Raw genomic sequence first — 21,920 nt, forward strand, 5'->3', positions numbered from 1 at the left:
ATAGTTTAGCAAGCGCGCAATAAAAAGCCCGGCCGACTGGCCGGGCTTCTGCGCTCATGCGCCCGAGGCGCGAGCGATCAGCTGCTCTTGTTGAACCAGCTGTTGACCTCGTCCGGATGGTCGGCGATGAATTTCTTGATCGCCTTCTGCTCACTGGTCTTGCGCGCGTTGTACATCGCAGCCTGGAGCTGACCCAGCGGGATGTGCATGTTGCTCAAAAAGCTCGCGACCTCCGGGTAATCCTTGGAGAACCCGTCACGCACGACAGCGTCGACATGCTGCGCGGCACCCATGGTGCCCTTCGGATCCTTCAGGAAACGCAGGTGCCACTTGCCGAACATCCAGTGCGGCGTCCAGCCGGTGACCACGATCCAGTCCTTGCGCTGCTCGGCACGCGCCAGGGCCGCCGTCATGGCCGCACCGCTGGCCGACACCAGACGATAGTCCTTGTTCAGGCCGTAGGCCTTCATGGTCTTGTGCGACAGCTGCATCTCGCCCGCGCCGGGATCGATACCCTGGATCTTGCCATGGAGCTTGGCCTTCACGGACGGCTTCTTCAGATCGGCAATGGAATTGAGCTTATCCTTGGGCACGTAGTCGGGCACCACCCAGCCGAGCTGAGCGCCGGTGTAAAGCGGGCCCAGATCCTGAACCTTGCCCTTGACCTTCTTCCAGTAAGCGGCCTGAGTATCCGGCAGCCAGGCCATCAGCATGGCATCCAGGTTGCCATCGGCCACACCCTGGTACTGCACGCCGATCGACGCCATCTTCAGCTTGACCTTGTAGTCGGTCCGCTGCTCGATCAGCGTTTTGCTCAGCTTGGTCACAAACTCGGCATCCGACCAGGCGGTCCAGCCGATGGTGATGGTCTTGTCGCCGCTGGCAGCCTGGGCGCTACCGAAACTGCCCATGGCAATCGTGGCACCGGCCACGGCGGCGACGGTCAAACTCTTCATTCCCATTTTCATAATTTCTCCCTTATTCAAACTCGTGCGCTCAGATACTCTCAATCCAGAGCCGCCCAATCAAGTCGAGCCGGACCCTGCACCGGAGCCGGAAAACAATTTTTTAAGGCGCGACAACAGACCGCCGTCACGCTGACGCTGACCGAAACTCTGAGTCAGGCGGTCCAGGATGATGGCCAGGATCACGACCCCGAGGCCGCCCTGGAAGCCTGTGCCCAGACGCAGCTGCTGAATGCCGGCGAGCACCGGATCACCCAGGCCGCCCGCCCCGATCATCGAGGCGATCACCACCATCGACAGAGCCAGCATGATGGTCTGGTTGATGCCGGCCATGATCGACGGCAGCGCCAACGGCAGCTCGACCCGCCACAGCAGCTGGAAGCCGTTGCAGCCGAATGCCTTGCCGGCCTCCACGTTCTCGGTCGGCACGTAGCGAATGCCGATGTTCATCAGACGCACCACCGGCGGCATGGAAAAGATGACGGTGGCGATCACGCCCGGCACTCGTCCGGTACCGAAAAAGATCACGGCCGGAATCAGGTACACGAATGCCGGCAGCGTCTGCATGAAGTCCAGTATCGGGCGGATGATGGCCTGCACCAAATCGCTCTTGGCCATGACCACGCCCAGCGGCAGGCCCACACCCAGGGCGGCCAGCGTGGCCGCCAGCACCAGCCCCAGCGTGTCCATGGTCTCGGGCCACAGATTCATGCCCATGACCACGTACAGCGCGACCAGCACGAATAGGGTGAATTGCCAGCCGACACGCCACAGTGCGAGGAAGGCGAGAATCAGGAAAACAACCGGCGCCGGCAGATAATTGAAGAAGGCAGTCAGATTGTCCGCAACAAAGCTGATGACCGCCGAAACGACGGAAAAGAACACCTCGAAGTGGGTCTGCATGAAGGTGACGACCGCCGTGAACCAGTCGCCGATCGGAAGATTGATGACCAAATCATTCATCAGGCAGCGTCCTGTTCAGTCCGGTTGAGCGTATGCAGCAGCGTGGCGCGCGAGATGGTGCCGATGTAGCGGCCGTTGTCGTCCACCACGGGCACCGGATACGGGCTTTCGGCCACAGGCTCGAGCAATTCGGTCAACGGCGTGGTCGACTCGACCACCGGCACGCCCTCGACGAAGGCATGCTCGATGTTGCCCTCCTCTCCCCGCGACAGACCCTCGATGCACAGTTCGAGCGAATCCGCGCTCACCGTGCCGAGATAGCGGCGGCTGCGATCGTGCACCACAGCCGCGGGCCGGTCGTGCTTGTTGAGCCGCGACAGCGCGGCCCGCACGCTCGATCCAGCGCGCTCGATCACGGTCACCTGATCGCGCCGCGCGATATCCGCTGCGGTAAAGACGTGCCCTACGTTGACGTCGCGGAAAAACGACCGGACGTAGTCGTTCGCCGGGTTGCGTACGATCTCTTCCGGCGTGCCCACCTGCACGACAACCCCGCCCTGCAGAATGGCGATCCGATCGCCCACACGCATGGCTTCGTCGAGATCGTGGGTGATGAACACCACGGTACGCGCCTGTTCCGACTGCAGCCGGAGCAGTTCGTCCTGCATTTCCGTACGAATCAACGGATCGAGCGCCGAGAACGCCTCGTCCATCAGCAGGATGCCGGGATTGACGGCGAGCGCACGGGCCAGGCCGACACGCTGTTTCATGCCACCGGACAGCTCATCGGGATAGCTGTCGGCATTCGCCTTGAGGCCGACGGCGTCGAGGGCCTCGAGCGCGCGCTTTTCGCGCTCCTGCTTGTCGACACCGGCGGTCACCAGTCCGAAGCAGGTGTTTTCCAGCACCGTTTGATGCGGCATCAGCGCGAACGACTGGAAGACCATGCTGATCTCGTGCCGACGGAGTTCGATCAACTCCTTGCGGCTCATCTTCGTGATGTCGCGGCCATTGATCTTGATGGCGCCCGAACTCGGGTCGATCAGACGATTGAGCATGCGCACCAACGTGGATTTGCCCGAGCCGGACAAGCCCATGACCACGAAGATCTCGCCCTCGTTGACTTCAAAACTCGCATCCGAGACACCCACCGTCATGCCGGTCTCGGCAAAGATCTGGTCCTTGCCCTGCCCCTTGTTGACGCGCTCCAGTGCGCGCTTCGGATGCGCCCCAAATATCTTGTAGACGTGCTCTACGGACAGCTTGGTATTCAAACGCTCCCTCGCGCCGAGTAAGTTTAACGACTCATGATAACGCAACTTCCGCACCAAACCGCAGCGCCGGGGCCTATCGGGCGCCTCTCGCGCAACGTACTGACCCTAATGAAATTTGCGCAAAGCCTGTATACACATGGCTTAGAGCGCTAGCTGCGCAATACATGACATTTCCTCGAATTCCCTGGTCTTTACGTAAAAATGACACCTTCATAACGCCGCTCAAGCGTCGAAAGCGGCCCATGGCGCAAGCCGCGACGACCGAAACGGATGACAGTCGACATCACGGCGCGCGAATCGGGCGGCCCGTCGGACCGAGCAAGCGGACAGGGTCCGGCCGGCGCTATGAGCGCGGCCTGCCCGCACCGGAACCCTCGACAGCAGTTCGAGCAACGGAGTTCGAGCGCCTTTTCCGGCCGGACAAGGCGTGGCGACGCCCCGGATCAGGAAGACGGCGACTGACCGCAACACCACATGACGGCAGAAAAGTGCCGGCATGGCGCGATGACTCGCGCTGCGGGGGCGTCAAGCCCGGACCGTGAACTCGGCCTCGGGACGCAACGGACCGCGGTCGGCTCAGGGGCCAGCGACAGTCAACACAGGATTGCGATCACGCGCCACCGCGCCGCCTCGAAAGCGGGGTGCCGGTCGCTTCGACCGCCGTGCAAGCCAAGCCAGGCAGCCACAAATGGCCCGGAATCGGTGAACACGGCCGCCGTGGGTCGCATCAACCAATCCTGGCATGACCGCCGTTTATGACCGCAAGGTCGAAACGGCGCCCACGACGAAATGATCATCGTCGTTTTGGGACGCGTTTTTGGATGGCGGCAAATCGCGGCGCCGGACCGCGCCGCAAGTGCCTGAAAAAGATGGTGGCCGGAGACAGAATCGAACTGCCGACACTGCGATTTTCAGTCGCATGCTCTACCAACTGAGCTATCCGGCCACGCCCTCGCCGTTGCGGCGAGACGCGTATTAAACCGATACGCGCGGCGCGGGTCAACCGCTGTGATCAGGATTTGGGCGGCACGTAGTGTGTCTCGGCGATATCGCCGTCGCCGAAGAAGTATTTTTCGGTCTGCTCGGCCAGGAATTCGCGCGCCTTGGGATCGGCCAGATGCAGACCGTATTCGTTGATCAGGCGGGTCTGCTCCTGCATCCACTGCTGCCAGGCCATCATCGAGACATTTTCGTAAATGCGCTTGCCGAGCTCTCCCGGCAGCGGCGGGCGGGGCAGTCCCTCGGCTTCGTAACCGAGTTTGACGCAATGCACGGTACGGCTCATAAGCCCAACTTGAGTTGCGGTGAATCGACCAGACGCGTAATCGGCGCGGGCAGCCCGGGCCGGTCTTCGCGTCCATACCAAGCGAAATCGCCCGCCATGATACGGACTGTCTCGCGATACTGCACTCGCCGCGCGTGCAGCGTCAGCAGAAAATGCGTGAAGCCATGTTCGATCGGGGCGAGTGCCGCGCCGGGCGTGACATCGATGCCGAAACGATCGCGACACAGTGCCGCGATGTCGGCCTCGGCGTCGACCTCGGGCAGGCTCCACAGGCCGCCCCAGATACCGGACGGCGGACGTTTTTCCAGCAGCAGGCGACCGGCATCGTCTTCGATGACCAATACCGTGGTCTGGCGTCGCGGACGGGCGCGTTTGCGGCGTGGCGCCGGGATATCGGCCTGCAAACCGTCCGCTTTGGCCACACAGTCGGCGGCCAGCGGACATGCGGCACAATGCGGGGCCCGACGGGTACACAGGGTCGCGCCGAGATCCATGATCGCCTGGGTGTAGTCGGTCACGCGCTCGCGCGGCGTGTAGCGTTCGGCAAGCCGCCAGAGCGACTTCTCGTAAGCGGCGGTACCCGGCACGGCCGTGATTCCAGCCAGGCGTGCGATGACCCGCTTGGCGTTGCCATCGAGGATCGGCGCCCAGACACCGAAGGCCTGCGCCACCACCGCGCCGGCCGTCGAGCGGCCGATGCCGGGCAGTGTCATCAGCGTGTCCACGTCGCGCGGAAACCGGCCGCCGTGCTCGTCAACCACCTGTTTCGCCGCGGCGTGCATATTGCGCGCCCGGGCGTAGTAGCCCAGCCCGGCCCAGTGCGCCATGACATTGTCGGCGTTCGCCGCCGCGAGCGACTCGACGTCCGGAAAGCGCGCCATGAACGCCTGAAAATAATCGATGACGGTCGCAACCTGCGTCTGCTGCAGCATGATCTCGGCGACCCAGACGCGATACGGCGTACGCGGATGCTGCCAGGGCAGATCGCGGCGACCATGGCGATCGAACCAGGCCAGCAGATCGGCGGCGATGCGCGGCGGGGCGCGCTCCGGGAAATCGTGTTTCATGACGATGACTTGTCGGTCAGACCGGCCCGCCGTCGGGCCAGGCGTTCGATGGCCGTGGCGGTCGCGGCGACCTGCTGACGCAGTGCCCGCGCGACCGCCCAGGGGCCGATCAGGGGTGGCACCCAGAAGCCGGGCACGATACGGGCACGAAAACGCAGGTTCGTGGCGTGATCTTTCGCCGCGGCGAAACGCCAGTGCGCCTGCCCGGACGACAGGTCGCCCCGGCCCGCCACCACGGTCATGTCGATGCGCCGGCGCGGTGTCAGGCGATAGCGCATGACCTGGCGTACGGTCTTGCAGTACCAGAGCACGCAAAGACGCATGCGCGAAGACAGTTCATTGTTGCCGATCATCTGCGTCGACTCGATCATCGCGGTGTAATCGGGCAGGCGCTCGAAATCCGTGGCCGCAGCATAGACCGGCCCGATCGGCGCATCGACCCGCAGGCGGGCAGCCACGACGTACGCCTTGTGATCGCGGCTCACCGTCAAATGCGCGACGGTGGCCGCTTGCGCCACCGCGCCATGCAACAAGCCGAAGACGATGACCGGCGCCACATATCGCCCGACGTGAATCCGCCAGCACGTCATGTCATCGGGCGCTCTGATCGGCCGTGCCGGCCGCGTGCGCCGCCTGCGGCATGTCAAAAGTGTAGGCGGGCGCGAGCAACGCGCCCTTCAGATGCATGGGGACGCTCAGCCCGGCCAACGGGGCCAGACGCTTGTGCGCGGAATCGGCGATCGCGAGCGTCAGCGTATAGTCGAGTTGGTTGTGCGGCAGGCTGTAGCGCCCCTGCCCATGGCCGGTGAGCGCGCCGGCCTGGAGGGAAAACGCATCGCTGGTGGCGATGCCGTGATCGACGGTGAAACGCCCGCCGAGATGCGCGAACGCGGTCGCGCCCTGATCCCCCGCCCCGCCTTCGCCGGCGCCGGTGGCGCGCTGATGCGCGGCACGCAGCATGCCTACCAGATCGAAACCGTTGATCTGGCCGTTGTTCAGATCGAACTGTGCCGTACCCGAGAGGCTGCGTTTCAATTGCGCCACCTGACGGCCGGTGGCGTGCAGATCGATGGCGACGTCGGCGTTGGCTTCGAGCCGGTGGCTGCCGGCAGCGTCCACGAGCAGCGGCTCCATGGCCACGTGTCGCAAGCGCCCGGAAAGCGTGTATCCCGGACGTGCCCCGCTGGCATCCACCGCCCCGGTCAGGCGCAGGGCGCCACCATAGAGATCGGCGGTCAACGGCGCCACGCGCAGCACGCTGTCGGCGGCCGATACATGCGCCACCGCATCGTGAATATTCAGATTGGCCATGGTCAGCGACCCGATCCGCAGCCGACCGCGCATACGCAGATGATGCAACGGCGCCAGGTCGAACTCGGCAGCCCTCTGGGCCGCACCGCCACCGGTCTGCGCCGGCTGGCTGGTCTGGGCCTGTGCCGCACTGCCGGGCGGCAGATAATCATCGATATCCAGCGTGTCGAGATTCAGATCGAAAGCGTAGTGCGGATGGGCCAAGTCGCGCACATCGACCGTGCCGCTCAAGGTGCTCTTGTCGAGCTTTGCCGCGATCTGCTTGAAATGAATGGCATGCGCACCGCCTTCGAACTGGGCATCGAAACTGGCCGAGGTCAGCGCAGAACCGGCCTGGGTCTTGGGCGAATGCAGTTCGAGCTGCTGCAGCACCGAGCGCGGGCTGAACGCCGCCACGGTGATGCGTCCGTTGTAGGCCAGCCGATCGTGCAGCCCGGTGCCGTCCATGTTGCCGGTGACGGTCAGGCCCGCGCCCTGCAGGCTGACGTCGTCGAGGCCGAAACGGCCGGCTTCGAGATCCAGGTCGCCGGAGGCGCCGAGATTGGCTTCCTGCTCACCGCCGGGCACGGCCGGGCCGCGCGCCAGCACATTCACGCTGAGCCCGGAAAAGCGATAGAAACGATCCGCCACATTCGGCTCGATACGCGAAACCACATGGATCTCGGCGGTCAGGCCCGACCCGGGCCAGCTCAGATCGCCGCCGGCTTCGAGCCGGAACGGCTGGCCATTGCTGATGCGGCCGGTGTCCAGTCCGGCCTTGTCGAACCGATAGTGGCGATCGCTTGCCTCGTCGTCGTAGCTCACCTCGGCCCCGGAGATCGCGACCGCCCCGATCTCGAGGGAAGACAATGGCAGGTCGCGACCACGCGCGGACGGGCCGGGTTGCGGCTGCGGCGCGCGTTCGGGCGCCGCCGACAGCCGCCGCACGACCCCCTGCCAGTTGGTCCGGCCGTTGGCGTGACGGGTCAGCTTCAGGGTGAGCCCGTGGATATCGAGCGTGCCCAAGCGCAGGTGACCGGTAAACAATGGCAACAGACGCAGCGTGATGTGCCCGGCGCGGATGCGCGCCAGCGGCTGGGCACCGAAACCATCGGCATTGGCCACGGTGACCGCGCCGAAACGTACCGACGGCCAGGGCAGCAACGACAATCGCACCGGGCCCGAGATATCGATATCGCGCCCGATCGCATCGCTGACGGCGGCCTCGATCCGCGAGCGATAGGCATCGGGATCGACAGTACAGCGCAGTGTGACCAGCATCGCCGCGATCAACACCACAACGGAAATCGCGGCGCCGATGGCGATCTTGACCCAGGTTTTCATTCGATTCGTTCGCTCCGGGTGGTCGCGCGTTCCACCATAAACATCGGCGCAGCGGCACACACGCCTGTGCAGGCCGTGGCCAATGCGCGTTATTCTACCGCCCTGTATTGCGGCACCGTCCGTGTTCCAACCAATCGACAATCCTCATGCAGATCGAAGTCAACGGCCAATCCCGGGAATGCGCCGAGCGTGCGACGCTGTCGCGACTGCTTGACGACATGGGTTACGGCGATCAACGCATTGCGGTCGAACACAATGGCGAAATCGTACCCCGCGATCGACACGCCGAGACCACGATCAGCCCAGGCGACCGTATCGAAATCGTGCACGCCATCGGCGGCGGCCAGGCCACCGCCGAGGCCGACGCCTTCACCGTGGCCGGGCGCAGCTTCGCCTCCCGGCTACTGGTCGGCACCGGCAAATATGCCGATCTCGACGAAACCGACGCGGCCATCACGGCCTCGGGCGCCGAGATCGTGACCCTGGCGATCCGCCGCACCCCGGCCCTGACCGATCCCGGGGCCCGCGAGTCGCGCAATTTGCTCGACGTCATCCCGCCGGAAAAATACACCCTGCTGCCCAATACCGCCGGCTGCTACAGCGCCGCGGACGCCGTGCGCACCTGCCGCATGGCGCGTGAACTGCTCGACGGCCATAACCTGGTCAAGCTCGAGGTCATCGGCGACGAAAAGACACTCTACCCGGACGTTTCCGAGACCCTGGTCGCAGCCCGGGAACTGATCGCCGACGGGTTCGACGTGATGGTCTATACCAGCGACGACCCGATCGTGGCCCGCCGGCTCGAAGACATCGGCTGCTGCGCGATCATGCCGCTGGCCGGCCCGATCGGCTCCGGGCTCGGCATCCAGAATCGCTACAATGTGATCGAGATCGTGGAGAACGCCAGCGTTCCGGTGCTGGTGGATGCCGGCGTGGGCACGGCATCCGACGCCGCGATCGCCATGGAACTGGGCTGCGACGGCGTACTGCTCAACAGCGCGATCGCCAATGCCGAGAGACCGGTGCTCATGGCCCAGGCCATGCGCCACGCGGTGATCGCCGGCCGCCTGGCTTATCTGGCCGGGCGCATGCCGCGCCGGCGCTATGCCTCGGCATCCTCGCCGACGACGAACCTGCCGTTCTGATATCGCGCCGGCGCCGCTCTATCCAGCGGCGCGCCACCTGCCAGGAGCCCGGGTCGTGGACCAGCCTGATCATCGTCGCATCCGCAGCTTCGTCAAGCGCGAAGGCCGGCTCACGCCGGGCCAGGAAAGAAATCTGGCCGAACTCTGGCCGCGTTACGGGCTGGAACGATCGACGGCGCCCATCGACTGGGCAGCGGAATTCGGCCGCGATGCGTATCGCACGCTGGAGATCGGTTTCGGCGCCGGCGAGGTGCTGGCCGATCTGGCCATCAACAACCCGCAGGCGGATTACATCGGCATCGAGGTCTATCGCACCGGCGTGGGCCGTCTGCTGGGCGCTATCGACGATGCAGGCGCCACCAATGCCCGGGTGTTCCGCGACGATGCGGTCGAAGTCCTGGCCGCCGGCTTTGCCGAGGACTCGCTCGACGAAGTACTGCTGTATTTCCCCGATCCCTGGCCGAAGAAACGTCACCACAAACGCCGGATCGTGCAGCCGCCATTCGCCGATGAAATCGCGCGCGTATTGAAGCCCGGCGGCATCTGGCGACTGGCCACCGACTGGGTGAACTACGCCGAGCACATGCGCGAAGTACTCGATGCACATGCGGACTTCGACAACATCGGCGATCGCGACGGCTTCGTGAGCACGCCACCCCGCCGCGACACCCGCTTCGAGAACCGCGGACGCAAAAAAGGCCATGTCGTCCACGACATGGCCTACCGGCGCCGCTGAAGACAAATCGATCCACAGATTACGCAGATTGCACAGATTTGAAGCACTGCCCCGGTCGGCTTACCGGGTGCCCGTTTGGCTTTGCACTCTGTCGCTTACAGATCAGTCTTATGATCTGCGTGCATCTGCGGAAAACAATCAGGGCCCGGCGACCACCAAGTAAACGGTTACCGCCGCTGGCGGACGCGGCCGCCTACCGAGCTTTGTCCGCCGGGCGCCATGTTCAGCCACATGGCCAGCAACAGACGCCCCGGGCAGTCACCTTCGAAATCTGCGTAATCTGTGCAATCTGCGGATAAACAGACCAGTTTCCGGGCGCCGCTGAAGACAAATCGATCCACAGATTACGCAGACTGCACAGATTCTAAGAAGTGCTCCGGTCGGTGGCCGGGTGCCGGTTTGGCTTTGCACTCTATCGCTTGCAGATCCGTCTTATGATCTGCGTGCATCTGCGTCGATCTGCGGACAACAGTCCTGACGCTGCGATATTCGCCTTTAAAAATCTGCGTCATCTGTGAAATCTGTGGATAAACAGCCCGATATCGGGCATCGCGACGGATCAGTGCCAAAGCGGCCCTGGACCTACCCCGATGCGGTCTCGGGCTCCTCCTGCAACACCATGCGCAGGAAGCGGCGGGTTCGCTCTTCGCGCGGCTCGGAGAAGATTTTCGACGGCGGCCCCTGCTCCAGGATCTGGCCGTCGCAGAAGAAGCACACCCGATCGGCCACATCGCGGGCAAAGCCCATTTCGTGGGTGACGATCAGCATGGTCAGGTCGTGCTCGGCCGCCAGATCCTTGATCACCTCCAGCACGTCGCCGACCATTTCCGGATCGAGCGCCGAGGTCGGCTCGTCGAACAACAGCAGCTTGGGCCGCATGGCCATGGCCCGGGCGATCGCCACGCGCTGTTTCTGGCCACCGGACAACGCGTTCGGGTAGGCATCGCGCTTGTCGGTCATGCCGACCCGTTCGAGCAGTTCGTCGGCCCGCTGCTCGGCGTCCTGGCGCGACAGGCCGAGCACGTGCATGGGTGCTTCGATGATGTTGCGCAGCACCGACATGTTCGGAAACAGGTTGAAGTGCTGGAACACCATGCCCACTTCACGGCGCATCTCGCGCAGATGCTTTTCGCGCGCGCGCACGAGGGCGCCGTTGCGCTGTTCGTGCCAGAGCGGCCGGTCCTCGATATAGACCACCCCCTCCTGGATGTCCTCGAGCGTCATCAGGATGCGCAGTACGGTCGACTTGCCGGATCCGGACGGCCCCATGAGCACGACGCGTTCGCCCGGCTGAATCTCGAAGTCGAAGTCGTCCAGTACGATGGCGTCTTCACCAAAGCGCTTGGTGACTTTTTCGAAGGTGACGATGGGCTTCATTTGAGTGCTATCCCCGCGCGTGGCAGACGGCTTTCGATGAACTGGACCACCGCGGCCGCAATAACCGTCAGGATCAGAAAAAGGATGCCGACCAGGGTCAGCGGAATCATGTAGCGGAAGGTGCGGTCGCCGATGATCTTGCTCACACCGAGCATTTCCAGAACGGTGATGGCCGACAGAATCGGGGTGTCCTTGATGATGGAGACCAGATAGTTGGCCAGCGCCGGCACGATGCGCGGAATGGCCTGCGGGATGATCACGTCGCGGAAGGTCCGCATCGGGCTGAGGTTGAGCGCCCGGGCGGCCTGGCGCTGCCCCTGGGGCACGGCTTCGATACCGGCCCGGTAAACCTCGGAGGTGTAGGCGCTGTATTGCAGGCCGAGTGCGAAGATGCCGGTCTCCAGCGCGGGTAGCGTAATCCCGATGTCGGGCAGGACGTAGTACAGGAAATACAGCTGGATGAGCAGCGGCGTATCGCGCACGAACTCCACGATCAGGCGCGTCGGCCAGGAGATCACGCGCAGCGGCGCGGACCGCAGCAACGCGAAGATCAGCCCCAGCACCAACGCCATGAGAAAGCCGAAGATGGTGGCCAGGACGGTGATCTTCATCCCGATCAGCAGGATTGGCAGGATGGAGAGGGCGAATGCCTCGGGGGACGACAAGTCCCAGTGATATCCGAACAGCATCAGCGGGCCACCTCGCGTCCAGACAGTCGCACCGTGTAGCGCTCAAGGGCGCGCATCGACACCATCAGCACCAGCGACATGAAGAAATAAAGGAACAGGGTCAGGGTCAGGATCGGCACGGTTTCAAGTGTCTGGTTGCGCAGGTTGTCGGCCTGGAAGGCGAGATCGCTCAGGCTGATCAGCGAGACGAGCGCGGAGTCCTTCAGATTCTGGATCACCAGATTGCCGAACGGCGGCATCATCTCCACCAGCGCCTGCGGCAATACGATGCGCCAGAGGGTCTGCACGTGGGTGAAGTTGAGCGCGGTCGCCGCTTCGAGTTGTTCAGACTCCACAGACGCAATCGCGCCACGCACGACCTCGGCCCCGTAGGCGCCGATGTTGAGCGACAGCCCGAGCACACCGGCCACGGTGGGCGAAAGCGAGATGCCGATGATCGGCAGGGCGAAGTATATCCAGAACAGCTGCACCAGCAGCGAAGTGCCGCGAAAGATCTGAACGTAGGCCCGCGCCAGCCAACGCCAGCCGGCAAACCGTGCCCCCGAACCGATACCGGCCGCAAACGACAGGATGGCACCGCCCACGGTCGAGGCGATGGTGATCCACGCGGTAACTTCGGCGCCCTTCAGCAGGGGCGGCAGGAGTTGGATCCATTGCATGCGTTATCCCCTTGTCGAAGCCGGCCGCGATGGGCAACCGCGGCCGGCTCGGTTGGTCTTGTTCGACACGGGACGGCTTTATGCGCGCCGCCCCGCCTTGGGAGGCGCCGCTTCAGGAACCCTTGCTGCTGCACAGCTCCTTGGTGGTCTTTTTGTGCACTTCATCAATGGAGTGCTGGTCGAGACCAAAGTGCTTGAGAGTCTTGCTCCAGAACGGGGTTTTCTGCACGGCCGCCAGGTTTTTGTCGAAGGCCTTACGCAGGTCCTGATCCTTCTTGTTGAAGGTGTAGCCGCCCCAGCTGCGTTCCGGCGAGCCGTTGATCATGGGGTCGTGGAAGGGCTCGGCCGGTTCCACCCGGTCGGATTTGGAGGCCAGGCGCGCCACGGTCAGCTGGGTGCCGGCATAGGCGTCAATGCGCCCGCTGGCCACGGCCGACGCGGCGTCGGTGTTCGCCCGCAGGGTCACGATCTGCGAGTCCTTGATGCCGACGTCGTGCGCGAATTCCAGCTGGTCGGCGCCGGAGACGATGCCCATTTTCAGGTTGGAGTTTTTGACGAAGTCGCCGTAGCCGTGGATGTTTTCGGGATTGCCCTTCTTGACCATCAGGCCTTCGCCGTAGGTGGTGTTGGGAATCGAATAGGCCACCTGGCTGCAACGCTGGGGCAAAATCGCCTGCGAGGCGGCGACCATGTCGACCCGGTCGGCCTTGAGCGCGGGGATCAGCGAGCCGAACGGCATGACCGTCCACTGGATGTCGGTGATGCCCATCTTCTTGAGCACACGCTTGGCCACAGTCGGGCCGAAGCCTTCGGCCGTGCCTTTGCTGTTCATGTAGCCGTAGGGAATTTCGTTGGCCACGGCGATCCGGATGTAGCCGCGGTTCTTGATCTGGCTCAGCGTGGCGGCACTCGCGGTGGTCGCCGCACCCAGCCCAAGCCCTAAGACGAGTGCCATGCCGACAAGCGCCGTGGTCAGTCCGGCCTTTGCGCGGAATAGTTTCATGGTTTCTCCTTTGTGTAGATGCAGTGTCGCCCGGCCACTTGACTGTGATCCGGCCGGCGGTGCCACCATCTCGGTACGGGCACCCCCCTTTGATTTACCATGCAACATCCGCACCGGGCCCGCAAACCAGACTTTGGCAGGGGCCGCACGCGCCGCGGCCCCCTGGCGCCGGGCCCGGCCGCCGCCGGCAAACGCCAGGAACGCGGCGTCGAGCGGTTGGTGCGGGCGCCGATCCACGATGGTGCATCGGCTTTCAAACCCATCAAGGAAAACACGCATGGAATATCGACAACTCGGCCGGAGCGAGGTCCAGGTCAGCAAGATCTGCCTGGGCACCATGACCTTCGGCGAACAGAACAGCGAGGCCGAGGCCCACGAACAGATCGACTACGCCCTCGATCGTGGCGTGAACTTCATCGATGCGGCCGAGATGTACCCGGTTCCGCCGCGCGCGGAGACCCAGGGCCGCACCGAGGCCTACATCGGCAGCTGGCTGGCCCGGACGGGACGGCGCGACGAGGTCGTGCTGGCCACCAAGGTGACGGGCCATGCCCGCAGTCCGATGCAATATCTGCGCAACGGTGAAACGCCGCGGCTGACCCCGGCGCATATCCGGTATGCAGTCGACGCCAGCCTCGCGCGCCTGCAGACCGATCATATCGACCTCTACCAACTGCACTGGCCGGACCGGGCGACCAACACCTTCGGCAAGCGTGGCTATGTGCACGACCCCGACGATGATCCGGTCCCGATCGAAGAAACCCTCGGCGAACTGGCCCGCCTGGTCGACGAGGGCAAGATCCGCCATGTCGGGCTGTCCAACGAAACCCCCTGGGGCGTCATGCGCTTTCTGCGCGCCGCGGAGCGCGAATCACTGCCGCGCGCGGTATCGATCCAGAACCCCTATTCGCTGCTCAATCGCACCTTCGAGATCGGCCTGGCCGAATGCGCGATGCATGAACAGATCGGCCTGCTGGCCTACTCACCGCTGGCCTTCGGCATGCTTTCCGGCAAGTATCTGGACGGCGCCCGCCCCGAAGGCGCGCGCCTGACGCGCTGGGAACGTTTTGCCCGCTACAACGGCCGGCGCGCCGAACAGGCGACGGCCGATTACGTCGCCCTGGCACGCAAACACGGGCTGGACCCGGCCCAGATGGCGCTGGCTTATGTCACCAGCCGGCCGTTCGTGACCTCGAATATTATCGGCGCCACCACCATGGAACAGCTGGCGGCGAATATCGACAGCGCCGAACAAGTGCTATCGAACGAGGTGATCGCCGGCATCGAGGCTATCCACGCCGACAACCCGGACCCATGCCCCTGACGGCATCGCAGCGCGCGAGCACGGACGTGCCGCGATAAAAAAGCCGGTGCCTGGGCAGGCACCGGCTTTTTTACATCCGCGGGAACGTGCGCCGTCAGCCGACGGCCTTCTTCGCAGCGGCGCCGACCTGTCGGGCCGCCGGCACGTAGCGGTAGTACTCGATCCCCAGATCGTGGAAATCCGGGCGATCGGTTTCGCCGATACGATCGACCACAAACTCGTCGCTGGCCGGCGCCGGCTTGACGTCGGCCGGGTGGCCATCGTGGAGCGCGGCGTACTGGTCGGCATCGAGCTCCACCGGTGTGCCCAGCGCCTCGGTAAAGTTGATGCGCGCCGCGGCGTCCTCCCAGCCTTCGGCCACCCGCATCGGTAATGCCTCGGCGGCGTCGCCGCTGCCGTAGCCCAGCGCCAGCCAGTGCTGCCCGCCGAGATTGAGCGTGTCGCGGTGGGCCTGGGTGAATCCGGCGGCCAGCCAGGCAGGCAGCGCGGCGGTGTAGAGATTACCCAGATCGCGCATCATCTCGCTGCCGAGAGCGAGCTTGCCGGAGACCAGGTTCTGCCACAGCTCGGTCTTGCGCAGATAGCGCATCAGATTGCCGGCCAGCGGGAACGCATCCTCGCCCGACTCGCCGGCGGCGACGCGCGCCCGCATGTCGGGCGTCACACCGGACAGCTCGGCCAGCAGGGCGTCGCCGTCGATACCGGCGCCCCTGGCATATTCGCTCAGCTCGGCGCGATTGGCGTCGTCACCGTCGGCCAGGGCGAACAGATAGGCCATGGCCCAGCCCGCCGAGGGCATGCGGTGATACGGTCGATGCATGAACACGGCATCCACCGAGTGAAAGAAATCGGCCCGCCGACCGCCACCACGGCGCGCGAGCATGGCGTTGATCGCGGCCCGAGTGGCATCGACGTAGCAGCTGGTCGAATAACGGCCGTTGAACACCGGCAAATCCTGCATCTGGCCATCGGCACGCTGTGGCTGCCCGCGGAAGCGGGCAAACGGTTTGCGGAAATCGACCATGCGGTAATCCGAGGCGCTGCCCGAGCCGCCCAGATCGACATGCAGCAGCTTCGGCTCGGCTTCGAGCAGCATGGCCACCGCGCCGGCGCCCTGGGTCGGCTCACCGGATGAGCCGCGCGCGTATTCAGCGATATCGGAACAGACCACGATCGCCTTGCGCGCCGCGCCGTCGGTGGCCAGATAGCGCAGTGCGTTCTTCATCGCATAGACACCGCCGAGACAGGCATGCTTGAACTCGGGCACCTCGCATTCGCGTGACATGGCGGGCAGCGCATGCGCAGCCAGCGCATCGTCGAGCATCCCCTTGACGATCACCGCGCCAGCCGAGTTATCGCTGGAGGACTCGGTGCCGAGCGCGAGATAGCCGATCTCGCGCGGATCGATGTCGTAGGCTTCGATCAAGCGCCAGGCGGCATTCGCGGCGAGCGTGTACACACTCTGCTCCGGCCCCCGCATGCGAAAGCTTCGGCCCACGACCTTGCGCACCTTGTCCCAGGGCTGGTCGTTCCAGGCGCACCAGTCCTCGAGATTGACACGATACGGCGGCAGATAAAGCGCCAGTCCACTGATTCCCGGCATGGTTTTTCTCGTCGTCCGGCGGCCCGCTGTGGGTGCCACGTGAATTTTTCGTCAGGGATATGCTAGCAAATGGTGCACTGTGCAAGGGCATCATGTTCGGCAGATCGATGACGATGGCGTATCCTTGCGCGCGAATTGTTCCTGTAAAAGCCGACGGCAGAATCGATCATGAGCCAAGCCACTGCGCGCGCCCACAGCAATATCGCGCTGATCAAGTACTGGGGCAAGCGCGCGGGACCGCGCAATCTGCCGGCAGTCGGGTCCATATCGGTGACGCTCGACGGCCTGTACACCGATACCACCGTCGTGTTCGACGAGGCGCTGGCGGCCGACACGGCCGAACTCGATAAAAAACCCGTCGACACCGCGCGCCTGACGCCGTTTCTCGATCTGGTGCGCGCGCACGCCGGGATCGACACACGCGCAGCGATCGTCTCGGCCAACAATTTCCCCACCGGGGCCGGTCTCGCCTCGTCTGCCTCGGGTTTCGCGGCGCTGTCGCTGGCCGCGACCCGGGCCGCGGGGCTCGATCTGTCCCCGCGCGAACTCTCGATCCTGGCACGCCAGGGCTCGGGCTCCGCGGCACGCTCGATCTTCGGCGGTTTTGCCGAAATGCACCGCGGCGAATTCGATGATGGCAGCGATGCTTTCGCCGAGCCCATGCTCGATCCCGGCGAGTGGCCGGTGGAGATCGTGGTCGCGATCACCGACCGGGCCACGAAGTCGGTCAACTCCTCGATCGGCATGAGCCATCTCGAGCAACGCTCCGATTATTATTCGGCCTGGGTGGCGCACTCGGAAACCGACCTGAGCGCCATGCGCGACGCCATCGCCGCGCGCGACTTCGGGACCGTCGGCGCACTCACGGAAATGAGCTGTCTCAAGCTGCACGGATTGATGATGTCGACCCGGCCGGGGCTGATCTACTGGAACCCCGCCACCGTGGCGGCCATTCAGGCCGTGCGGGCCCTGCGCGAAGCCGGCACCCCGGTCTACTTCACGATCGACGCCGGCCCACAGGTCAAGGCCCTGTGCGCGCCCGGCGATGGCGAGGCAGTGGCACGTGCGCTGGCGCGGGTACCCGGCGTGCTGGAGACCCGTAGGACGGCCCTGGGCCCGGCAGCGAGCGTGCTCGCATGACCACAACGGCCCCGGTCATCGCGAGCGCGCCGGGCAAGCTGTTCCTGATCGGCGAATATGCCGTGCTCGAAGGCGCACCGGCGATCCTGACCGCAGTCGATCGCCGGGCCCGCGTCACGCTCTCTGATTCGAACGACGGCCACTGGCATCTGACCGCACCCAATCTGGACATCCACCGGCTGGCACTCGGCGCCGACGGACACGGCGCACGGGGCGCCGATGAGGGGCTGCACGACCGGCTGCGGGTCTATCGGGCCGTGCTGGCCCATGTCGCAGCCTATCTCGATTCGCCGCTGCCGCCGCTCGACGTACACATCGACACCACAGATTTCGCGCGCGACGGGCACAAGCTCGGCCTCGGCTCGAGCGCGGCGGTTGCCGCCGCCCTCACGTGCGCACTCCTGGCCCGCGTCGGCGTCGAGCCGGCGCCGGCCCGGCTGGCCGAACTGGCCATCGCCGCCCATCGCGATGCCCAGGGCGGCACCGGCAGCGGCGGCGATGTCGCCACCGCGGTGTATGGCGGCATCATCAGCTATACCCGCGATCAACCGCCGGCGCCGCTGGTCTGGCCCACGGGGCTGGCCGGTGTCGCCGTGGTGACCGGCACCGGGGCGAGCACCACCGACCTGGTCGGGCGTGTCTATACCTACGGCCAACGCGATCCGACCGGCTTTGCGTCCGATCTCGGCCGCCTGGCGGCGCTGGCGGAGAATGCGGCGGCGGACCTCGACCATGCCGTGCGCTTCGTGCGGCTGGCGCGCGAGTACTTCGAGGCGCTGATCGCACTGGATCACCATGCCGAGGCCGGTATCGTCAGCGCCCGCCACCACCAGCTGCACGCCGCGGCAGCCGATCATGGCGCGGTGTTCAAGAGTTCCGGTGCCGGCGGCGGCGACGTGGGGCTGTTGTTCACCACGCCCAACGTGGATGAAACCGCGCTTCGCAGCGACTTTCAGGCGGTCGGCGCCGAAATCATCGAACTCGGTTTCGCGGCCCCCGGTGTGGCGCTGGAAGCCACGCCGGACCGGCCAACCGGGGCACATCCTGCGACAGACCGACACAGGCTGCGCTAAACTACTGTATTAGACAACGATATCGATGTGCTGTCGGTATCTTGGATCATCCCGCGCGAGGGTTCGTTTCGCATGAGTCATTCCCGTATTCCCCAGTTCTACAAGTTTTCGGTCGCCGATCGTCTGCGCGCCCTGCTCGAGCGCGAGGTCATCAGCGAGACCGAATACGACATGCTGGTGGACGGCACGCATCTACTCGATGCCGACAAGGCCGACCGGCTGATCGAGAACGTCATCGGGGCCTTCGGGCTGCCGATGGGGCTGGGCCTGAATTTCCAGATCAATGATCGCGACTACCTGATCCCGATGGTGGTCGAGGAACCTTCGATCATCGCCGCCGTATCCTCGGCGGCCAAGCTGGTGCGCCGGGCCGGTGGCTTCAGCTCGACCGCCCAGCGGCCGATGCTGATCGGCCAGATCCAGGTCGTGAACGTACCGCACGCGGCCCACGCCAAGCAGGCCATCCTGCAGGCCAAGGAAGAGATCCTGAATCTCGCCAACAGCCTGCACCCGAACATGGTCGCGCGTGGCGGCGGCGCGCGGGATGTGGAAGTGCTCACCCACGGCACCACCGCCGACCACGGTGAGATGCTGGTGGTGCATCTGATCGTGGACACCCGCGATGCGATGGGCGCCAACCTGGTCAATACGATGTGCGAGGGCGCGGCCCCACTGATCGAGAAGATCAGCGGCGGCGAGGTGTTTCTGCGTATTCTGTCGAACCTGACCGACCGCGCGCTGGTGCGCGCCAAGGCCGTGATCCCGCCGCGCCTGCTCGAGGCCGGCGATTATTCCGGCGCCGAGGTCCGCGACGGCATCATCCTGGCCAACGAATTCGCCGAGATGGACCCGTACCGCGCAACCACACACAACAAGGGCATCATGAACGGCATCGACGCCGTGGCCATCGCCACCGGCAACGACTGGCGCGCGATCGAGGCAGCCGCGCATGCCTATGCCGCGCGCACCGGCCGTTATCGCTCGCTCACACGCTGGACCGCGGACGACGACGGCAATCTGGTCGGCGAACTCGAACTGCCGCTCAAGGTCGGCACCGTCGGCGGCCAGGTCGAGTCCAACCAGGCGGTCAAGATCGCGCATCGCGTGCTCGGCATCGAATCCGCGGCCGAGCTGGCCGAGATCATGTGCGCGGTCGGGCTGGCGCAGAACTTCGCCGCGATCAAGGCCTTGTCGACACACGGCATCCAGCGCGGCCACATGACGCTGCATGCCCGCAGCGTAGCCATGGCCGCCGGCGCAAGCGATGCCCAGTTCGATGAAGTGGTGGACCGGCTGATCGCGCATGGCGATATCAAAGTCTGGCGGGCACGCGAGATCCTGACGGAACTGGACGAGCGTCGCGCCACCGAGAAACACCATGGCAGTGCTGCCGCGCGTACACCGGAACCCGAGGTGGTCGGCTACGGCGAGGCGACCGGCGACATCGGCTACGGCAAGATCATCGTGCTCGGCGAGCATTCGGTGGTTTACGGCCGGCATGCCATTGCCGCCCCGATTCCCCTCAACGTCCGCGCCGAAGTCAGGCCCCAGCCCGAGCAGATCGATCTGCTGATCCCGCGCTGGGGCGTGGAAATGCGTTTTTCCGAGCCCGAAGGCAAGATCAGTTCGTTGCACGAGTCGATCTCGCTGATCGCCGAACGTCTCGGCGTGGCCGATCGCGGCATGCGCATCGATGTGTCACCGCGGGTACCGCGCGCCAATGGCCTCGGCGCCTCGGCCGCCCTCGCGGTGGCCGTGATCCGGGCCATGGCCCGGTGCTTCGACATCAAGCTGTCCGAACGCGAAATCTCGAACCTGGCCTTCGACGTGGAGAAAATCGCCCACGGCACGCCGAGCGGCATCGACAACACGCTGGCGACCTTCGGCCGGCCGATCCTGTTCCGCAAGGACAACCCCGCCGCCCGCCCGGAGATCCGGGATCTGGCCACCGCGCGCCCGATTCCGGTCGTCATCGGCCTATCGGGCGTGGCCACGCTCACCGCGCAGACAGTCGGCAACGTGCGCGCCGCCTGGCAGAAGAGCCCGGCCCGCTATGAAGCCATATTCGATCAGATCGACGCTCTCGCCCTGGCCGGCGTAGACGCCCTGGCCCGCGGCGATATCGCCGAGCTGGGCGATCTGATGAACATCGATCACGGGCTGCTCAATGCCCTGCAGGTCTCGTCATGGGAGATCGAGGAACTGGTCGAGATCGCCCGCAGCCACGGCGCCCTCGGCGCCAAACTCACCGGCGGCGGCGGCGGCGGCGCCATGATCGCGGTGGCCGAACACGATAAAATCCAGGATGTGGCCTCGGCGATGCGGGCCGCGGGCTACAACTCGTTCATCACGGAAATACGCTCATGAGCACGAACACCGATGCCGGCGACGCCGACGTTGTTTCCTTCGACGACGAACCCCTGATCCTGGTCGACTCCGACGACAATGTGCTCGGCCACATGCCCAAGGCCGAGGCACATCTTGGCGACGGCGTGCTGCATCGCGCGTTCTCGATCTTTCTGTTCAACAGCGCAGGCGACGTGCTGATGCAGCAGCGGGCGGACGCCAAGCAGCTCTGGGGCGGTTTCTGGTCGAACAGCGTGTGCAGCCATCCGCGGCGCGGCGAAACCGTCGCCGAGGCCGCCAAGCGGCGCTTGCGCGAAGAGATCGGCATCGACGCGGATGTCACCTATCTCTACAAGTTCGAGTACCACGCACGGTTCGGCGACATCGGGGCCGAACACGAGATGTGCTCGGTGTTCGCCGCCGGTTCGGACGCGCCGGTCACCGGCAACCCGAACGAAATCGCGGATTTCTCGTTCGTGGCGCCCGAGGCACTCGATGCGGACCTGGCCGCACACCCCAACCGTTACACGCCGTGGATCAAGATGGAATGGCCGCGCATTCGCGAGGCGCACTGGGCCACAGTCACCCGACTGCTCGCAAGCGACCGTCAGTCCGGCTGACGCAATCCGCCGCGGCCGACAACTGACCGAAACACCGGCCGGCCCGCGCCACCCAGCGTAGTAACGCCAACCCGGCC

At 65.0% G+C, this 21,920-nt stretch carries 19 protein-coding genes and 1 tRNA gene; 7 read left to right on the forward strand and 13 right to left on the reverse strand.

From position 1 onward, the window contains the following. Nucleotides 1-77 precede the first annotated feature (77 nt). The 8 genes from ACS8Y6_RS12635 to ACS8Y6_RS12670 form a co-directional block, all read right to left on the reverse strand. The gene (locus tag ACS8Y6_RS12635; protein WP_440849013.1) at nt 78-968 is read right to left on the reverse strand and encodes a glycine betaine ABC transporter substrate-binding protein; all 891 of its coding nucleotides are present in this window, start codon (nt 966-968) and stop codon (nt 78-80) included. 57 nt (nt 969-1,025) lie between these two features. Further along, complete coding sequence (locus ACS8Y6_RS12640; RefSeq protein WP_440849074.1) at nt 1,026-1,919, reverse strand: ABC transporter permease; 894 nt, start codon at nt 1,917-1,919, stop codon at nt 1,026-1,028. Between the two features lie 8 nt (nt 1,920-1,927). Continuing rightward, complete coding sequence (gene proV, locus ACS8Y6_RS12645) at nt 1,928-3,142, reverse strand: glycine betaine/L-proline ABC transporter ATP-binding protein ProV (protein ID WP_440849014.1); 1,215 nt, start codon at nt 3,140-3,142, stop codon at nt 1,928-1,930. A gap of 870 nt (nt 3,143-4,012) precedes the next feature. Next, nucleotides 4,013-4,088: transfer RNA gene (locus tag ACS8Y6_RS12650), tRNA-Phe, on the reverse strand. 66 nt (nt 4,089-4,154) lie between these two features. Next, nucleotides 4,155-4,427 (reverse strand): oxidative damage protection protein, encoded by a 273-nt coding sequence (locus tag ACS8Y6_RS12655; RefSeq protein ID WP_109993844.1) that lies wholly within the window; start codon nt 4,425-4,427, stop codon nt 4,155-4,157. Beyond that, nucleotides 4,424-5,494 (reverse strand): A/G-specific adenine glycosylase, encoded by a 1,071-nt coding sequence (gene mutY / locus ACS8Y6_RS12660; RefSeq protein WP_440849015.1) that lies wholly within the window; start codon nt 5,492-5,494, stop codon nt 4,424-4,426. Before mutY ends, ACS8Y6_RS12655 begins: the two co-directional genes overlap by 4 nt. After that, nucleotides 5,491-6,084 carry an SRPBCC family protein gene (locus tag ACS8Y6_RS12665; protein ID WP_440849016.1) on the reverse strand — a complete coding sequence of 198 codons (594 nt, stop codon included), beginning with the start codon at nt 6,082-6,084 and terminating at the stop codon, nt 5,491-5,493. Before ACS8Y6_RS12665 ends, mutY begins: the two co-directional genes overlap by 4 nt. Nucleotide 6,085: 1 nt before the next feature. Further along, nucleotides 6,086-8,128 (reverse strand): AsmA family protein, encoded by a 2,043-nt coding sequence (locus ACS8Y6_RS12670; RefSeq protein WP_440855697.1) that lies wholly within the window; start codon nt 8,126-8,128, stop codon nt 6,086-6,088. A 146-nt stretch (nt 8,129-8,274) separates the two neighbouring features. Here ACS8Y6_RS12670 and thiS point away from each other — a divergent pair, with 146 nt between their 5' ends. Next, complete coding sequence (thiS, locus tag ACS8Y6_RS12675; RefSeq protein ID WP_440855698.1) at nt 8,275-9,273, forward strand: sulfur carrier protein ThiS; 999 nt, start codon at nt 8,275-8,277, stop codon at nt 9,271-9,273. Nucleotides 9,274-9,328: 55 nt separating this feature from the next. Further along, nucleotides 9,329-10,009, forward strand: a complete 681-nt coding sequence (trmB, locus tag ACS8Y6_RS12680; RefSeq protein ID WP_440849019.1) for a tRNA (guanosine(46)-N7)-methyltransferase TrmB — start codon at nt 9,329-9,331, stop codon at nt 10,007-10,009. A 582-nt stretch (nt 10,010-10,591) separates the two neighbouring features. Here trmB and ehuA read toward each other — a convergent pair. From ehuA to ehuB, 4 genes are all read right to left on the reverse strand, one after another. Further along, nucleotides 10,592-11,386, reverse strand: coding sequence for an ectoine/hydroxyectoine ABC transporter ATP-binding protein EhuA (gene ehuA / locus ACS8Y6_RS12685; protein WP_440849020.1), 795 nt, complete (start codon nt 11,384-11,386; stop codon nt 10,592-10,594). Beyond that, complete coding sequence (ehuD, locus tag ACS8Y6_RS12690; protein WP_440849021.1) at nt 11,383-12,075, reverse strand: ectoine/hydroxyectoine ABC transporter permease subunit EhuD; 693 nt, start codon at nt 12,073-12,075, stop codon at nt 11,383-11,385. Before ehuD ends, ehuA begins: the two co-directional genes overlap by 4 nt. Then, the gene (gene ehuC, locus ACS8Y6_RS12695; protein WP_440849022.1) at nt 12,075-12,734 is read right to left on the reverse strand and encodes an ectoine/hydroxyectoine ABC transporter permease subunit EhuC; all 660 of its coding nucleotides are present in this window, start codon (nt 12,732-12,734) and stop codon (nt 12,075-12,077) included. Before ehuC ends, ehuD begins: the two co-directional genes overlap by 1 nt. 112 nt (nt 12,735-12,846) lie before the next feature. Further along, a complete protein-coding gene (gene ehuB, locus ACS8Y6_RS12700) occupies nt 12,847-13,737 on the reverse strand; it encodes an ectoine/hydroxyectoine ABC transporter substrate-binding protein EhuB (RefSeq protein ID WP_440849023.1) in 891 nt (296 codons plus the stop codon). Nucleotides 13,738-14,014: 277 nt separating this feature from the next. Here ehuB and ACS8Y6_RS12705 point away from each other — a divergent pair, with 277 nt between their 5' ends. Then, complete coding sequence (locus tag ACS8Y6_RS12705; RefSeq protein ID WP_440855699.1) at nt 14,015-15,061, forward strand: NADP(H)-dependent aldo-keto reductase; 1,047 nt, start codon at nt 14,015-14,017, stop codon at nt 15,059-15,061. A gap of 94 nt (nt 15,062-15,155) precedes the next feature. On the opposite strand, the gene ACS8Y6_RS12710 is transcribed toward ACS8Y6_RS12705, so the two are convergent. Continuing rightward, a complete protein-coding gene (locus ACS8Y6_RS12710; protein WP_440849025.1) occupies nt 15,156-16,664 on the reverse strand; it encodes a hydroxymethylglutaryl-CoA synthase in 1,509 nt (502 codons plus the stop codon). A gap of 168 nt (nt 16,665-16,832) precedes the next feature. On the opposite strand from ACS8Y6_RS12710, the gene mvaD reads away from it, so the two are divergent. The 4 genes from mvaD to idi all read left to right on the forward strand — a co-directional run bounded on the left by mvaD (nt 16,833) and on the right by idi (nt 21,843). Then, on the forward strand, nt 16,833-17,804 hold the full coding sequence (gene mvaD, locus ACS8Y6_RS12715; RefSeq protein WP_440849026.1) for a diphosphomevalonate decarboxylase: 972 nt from the start codon (nt 16,833-16,835) through the stop codon (nt 17,802-17,804). Beyond that, complete coding sequence (locus ACS8Y6_RS12720; RefSeq protein ID WP_440855700.1) at nt 17,801-18,877, forward strand: mevalonate kinase family protein; 1,077 nt, start codon at nt 17,801-17,803, stop codon at nt 18,875-18,877. The genes mvaD and ACS8Y6_RS12720 overlap by 4 nt, the downstream gene beginning before the upstream one ends. A gap of 72 nt (nt 18,878-18,949) precedes the next feature. After that, entirely contained in the window at nt 18,950-21,244 is a 2,295-nt protein-coding gene (locus ACS8Y6_RS12725) for a hydroxymethylglutaryl-CoA reductase, degradative (protein WP_440849028.1), read from the forward strand. Continuing rightward, entirely contained in the window at nt 21,241-21,843 is a 603-nt protein-coding gene (idi, locus tag ACS8Y6_RS12730) for an isopentenyl-diphosphate Delta-isomerase (protein ID WP_440855701.1), read from the forward strand. Before ACS8Y6_RS12725 ends, idi begins: the two co-directional genes overlap by 4 nt. Nucleotides 21,844-21,920: the final 77 nt, after the last annotated feature.

The sequence above is a fragment of the Salinisphaera sp. RV14 genome (assembly GCF_052044135.1).
Classification (GTDB): Bacteria; Pseudomonadota; Gammaproteobacteria; order Nevskiales; family Salinisphaeraceae; genus Salinisphaera.

What these genes read in the sequence shown, in the direction of transcription:
- ACS8Y6_RS12635 (WP_440849013.1), bottom strand. Translation starts at nt 968, where the DNA reads ATGAAAATGGGAATGAAGAGTTTGACCGTCGCCGCCGTGGCCGGTGCC.
- ACS8Y6_RS12655 (WP_109993844.1), bottom strand. Translation starts at nt 4,427, where the DNA reads ATGAGCCGTACCGTGCATTGCGTCAAACTCGGTTACGAAGCCGAGGGA.
- mutY (WP_440849015.1), bottom strand. Translation starts at nt 5,494, where the DNA reads ATGAAACACGATTTCCCGGAGCGCGCCCCGCCGCGCATCGCCGCCGAT.
- ACS8Y6_RS12665 (WP_440849016.1), bottom strand. Translation starts at nt 6,084, where the DNA reads ATGACGTGCTGGCGGATTCACGTCGGGCGATATGTGGCGCCGGTCATC.
- ACS8Y6_RS12670 (WP_440855697.1), bottom strand. Translation starts at nt 8,128, where the DNA reads ATGAAAACCTGGGTCAAGATCGCCATCGGCGCCGCGATTTCCGTTGTG.
- thiS (WP_440855698.1), top strand. Translation starts at nt 8,275, where the DNA reads ATGCAGATCGAAGTCAACGGCCAATCCCGGGAATGCGCCGAGCGTGCG.
- ehuA (WP_440849020.1), bottom strand. Translation starts at nt 11,386, where the DNA reads ATGAAGCCCATCGTCACCTTCGAAAAAGTCACCAAGCGCTTTGGTGAA.
- ehuD (WP_440849021.1), bottom strand. Translation starts at nt 12,075, where the DNA reads ATGCTGTTCGGATATCACTGGGACTTGTCGTCCCCCGAGGCATTCGCC.
- ehuC (WP_440849022.1), bottom strand. Translation starts at nt 12,734, where the DNA reads ATGCAATGGATCCAACTCCTGCCGCCCCTGCTGAAGGGCGCCGAAGTT.
- ehuB (WP_440849023.1), bottom strand. Translation starts at nt 13,737, where the DNA reads ATGAAACTATTCCGCGCAAAGGCCGGACTGACCACGGCGCTTGTCGGC.
- ACS8Y6_RS12705 (WP_440855699.1), top strand. Translation starts at nt 14,015, where the DNA reads ATGGAATATCGACAACTCGGCCGGAGCGAGGTCCAGGTCAGCAAGATC.
- ACS8Y6_RS12710 (WP_440849025.1), bottom strand. Translation starts at nt 16,664, where the DNA reads ATGCCGGGAATCAGTGGACTGGCGCTTTATCTGCCGCCGTATCGTGTC.
- mvaD (WP_440849026.1), top strand. Translation starts at nt 16,833, where the DNA reads ATGAGCCAAGCCACTGCGCGCGCCCACAGCAATATCGCGCTGATCAAG.
- ACS8Y6_RS12720 (WP_440855700.1), top strand. Translation starts at nt 17,801, where the DNA reads ATGACCACAACGGCCCCGGTCATCGCGAGCGCGCCGGGCAAGCTGTTC.
- ACS8Y6_RS12725 (WP_440849028.1), top strand. Translation starts at nt 18,950, where the DNA reads ATGAGTCATTCCCGTATTCCCCAGTTCTACAAGTTTTCGGTCGCCGAT.
- idi (WP_440855701.1), top strand. Translation starts at nt 21,241, where the DNA reads ATGAGCACGAACACCGATGCCGGCGACGCCGACGTTGTTTCCTTCGAC.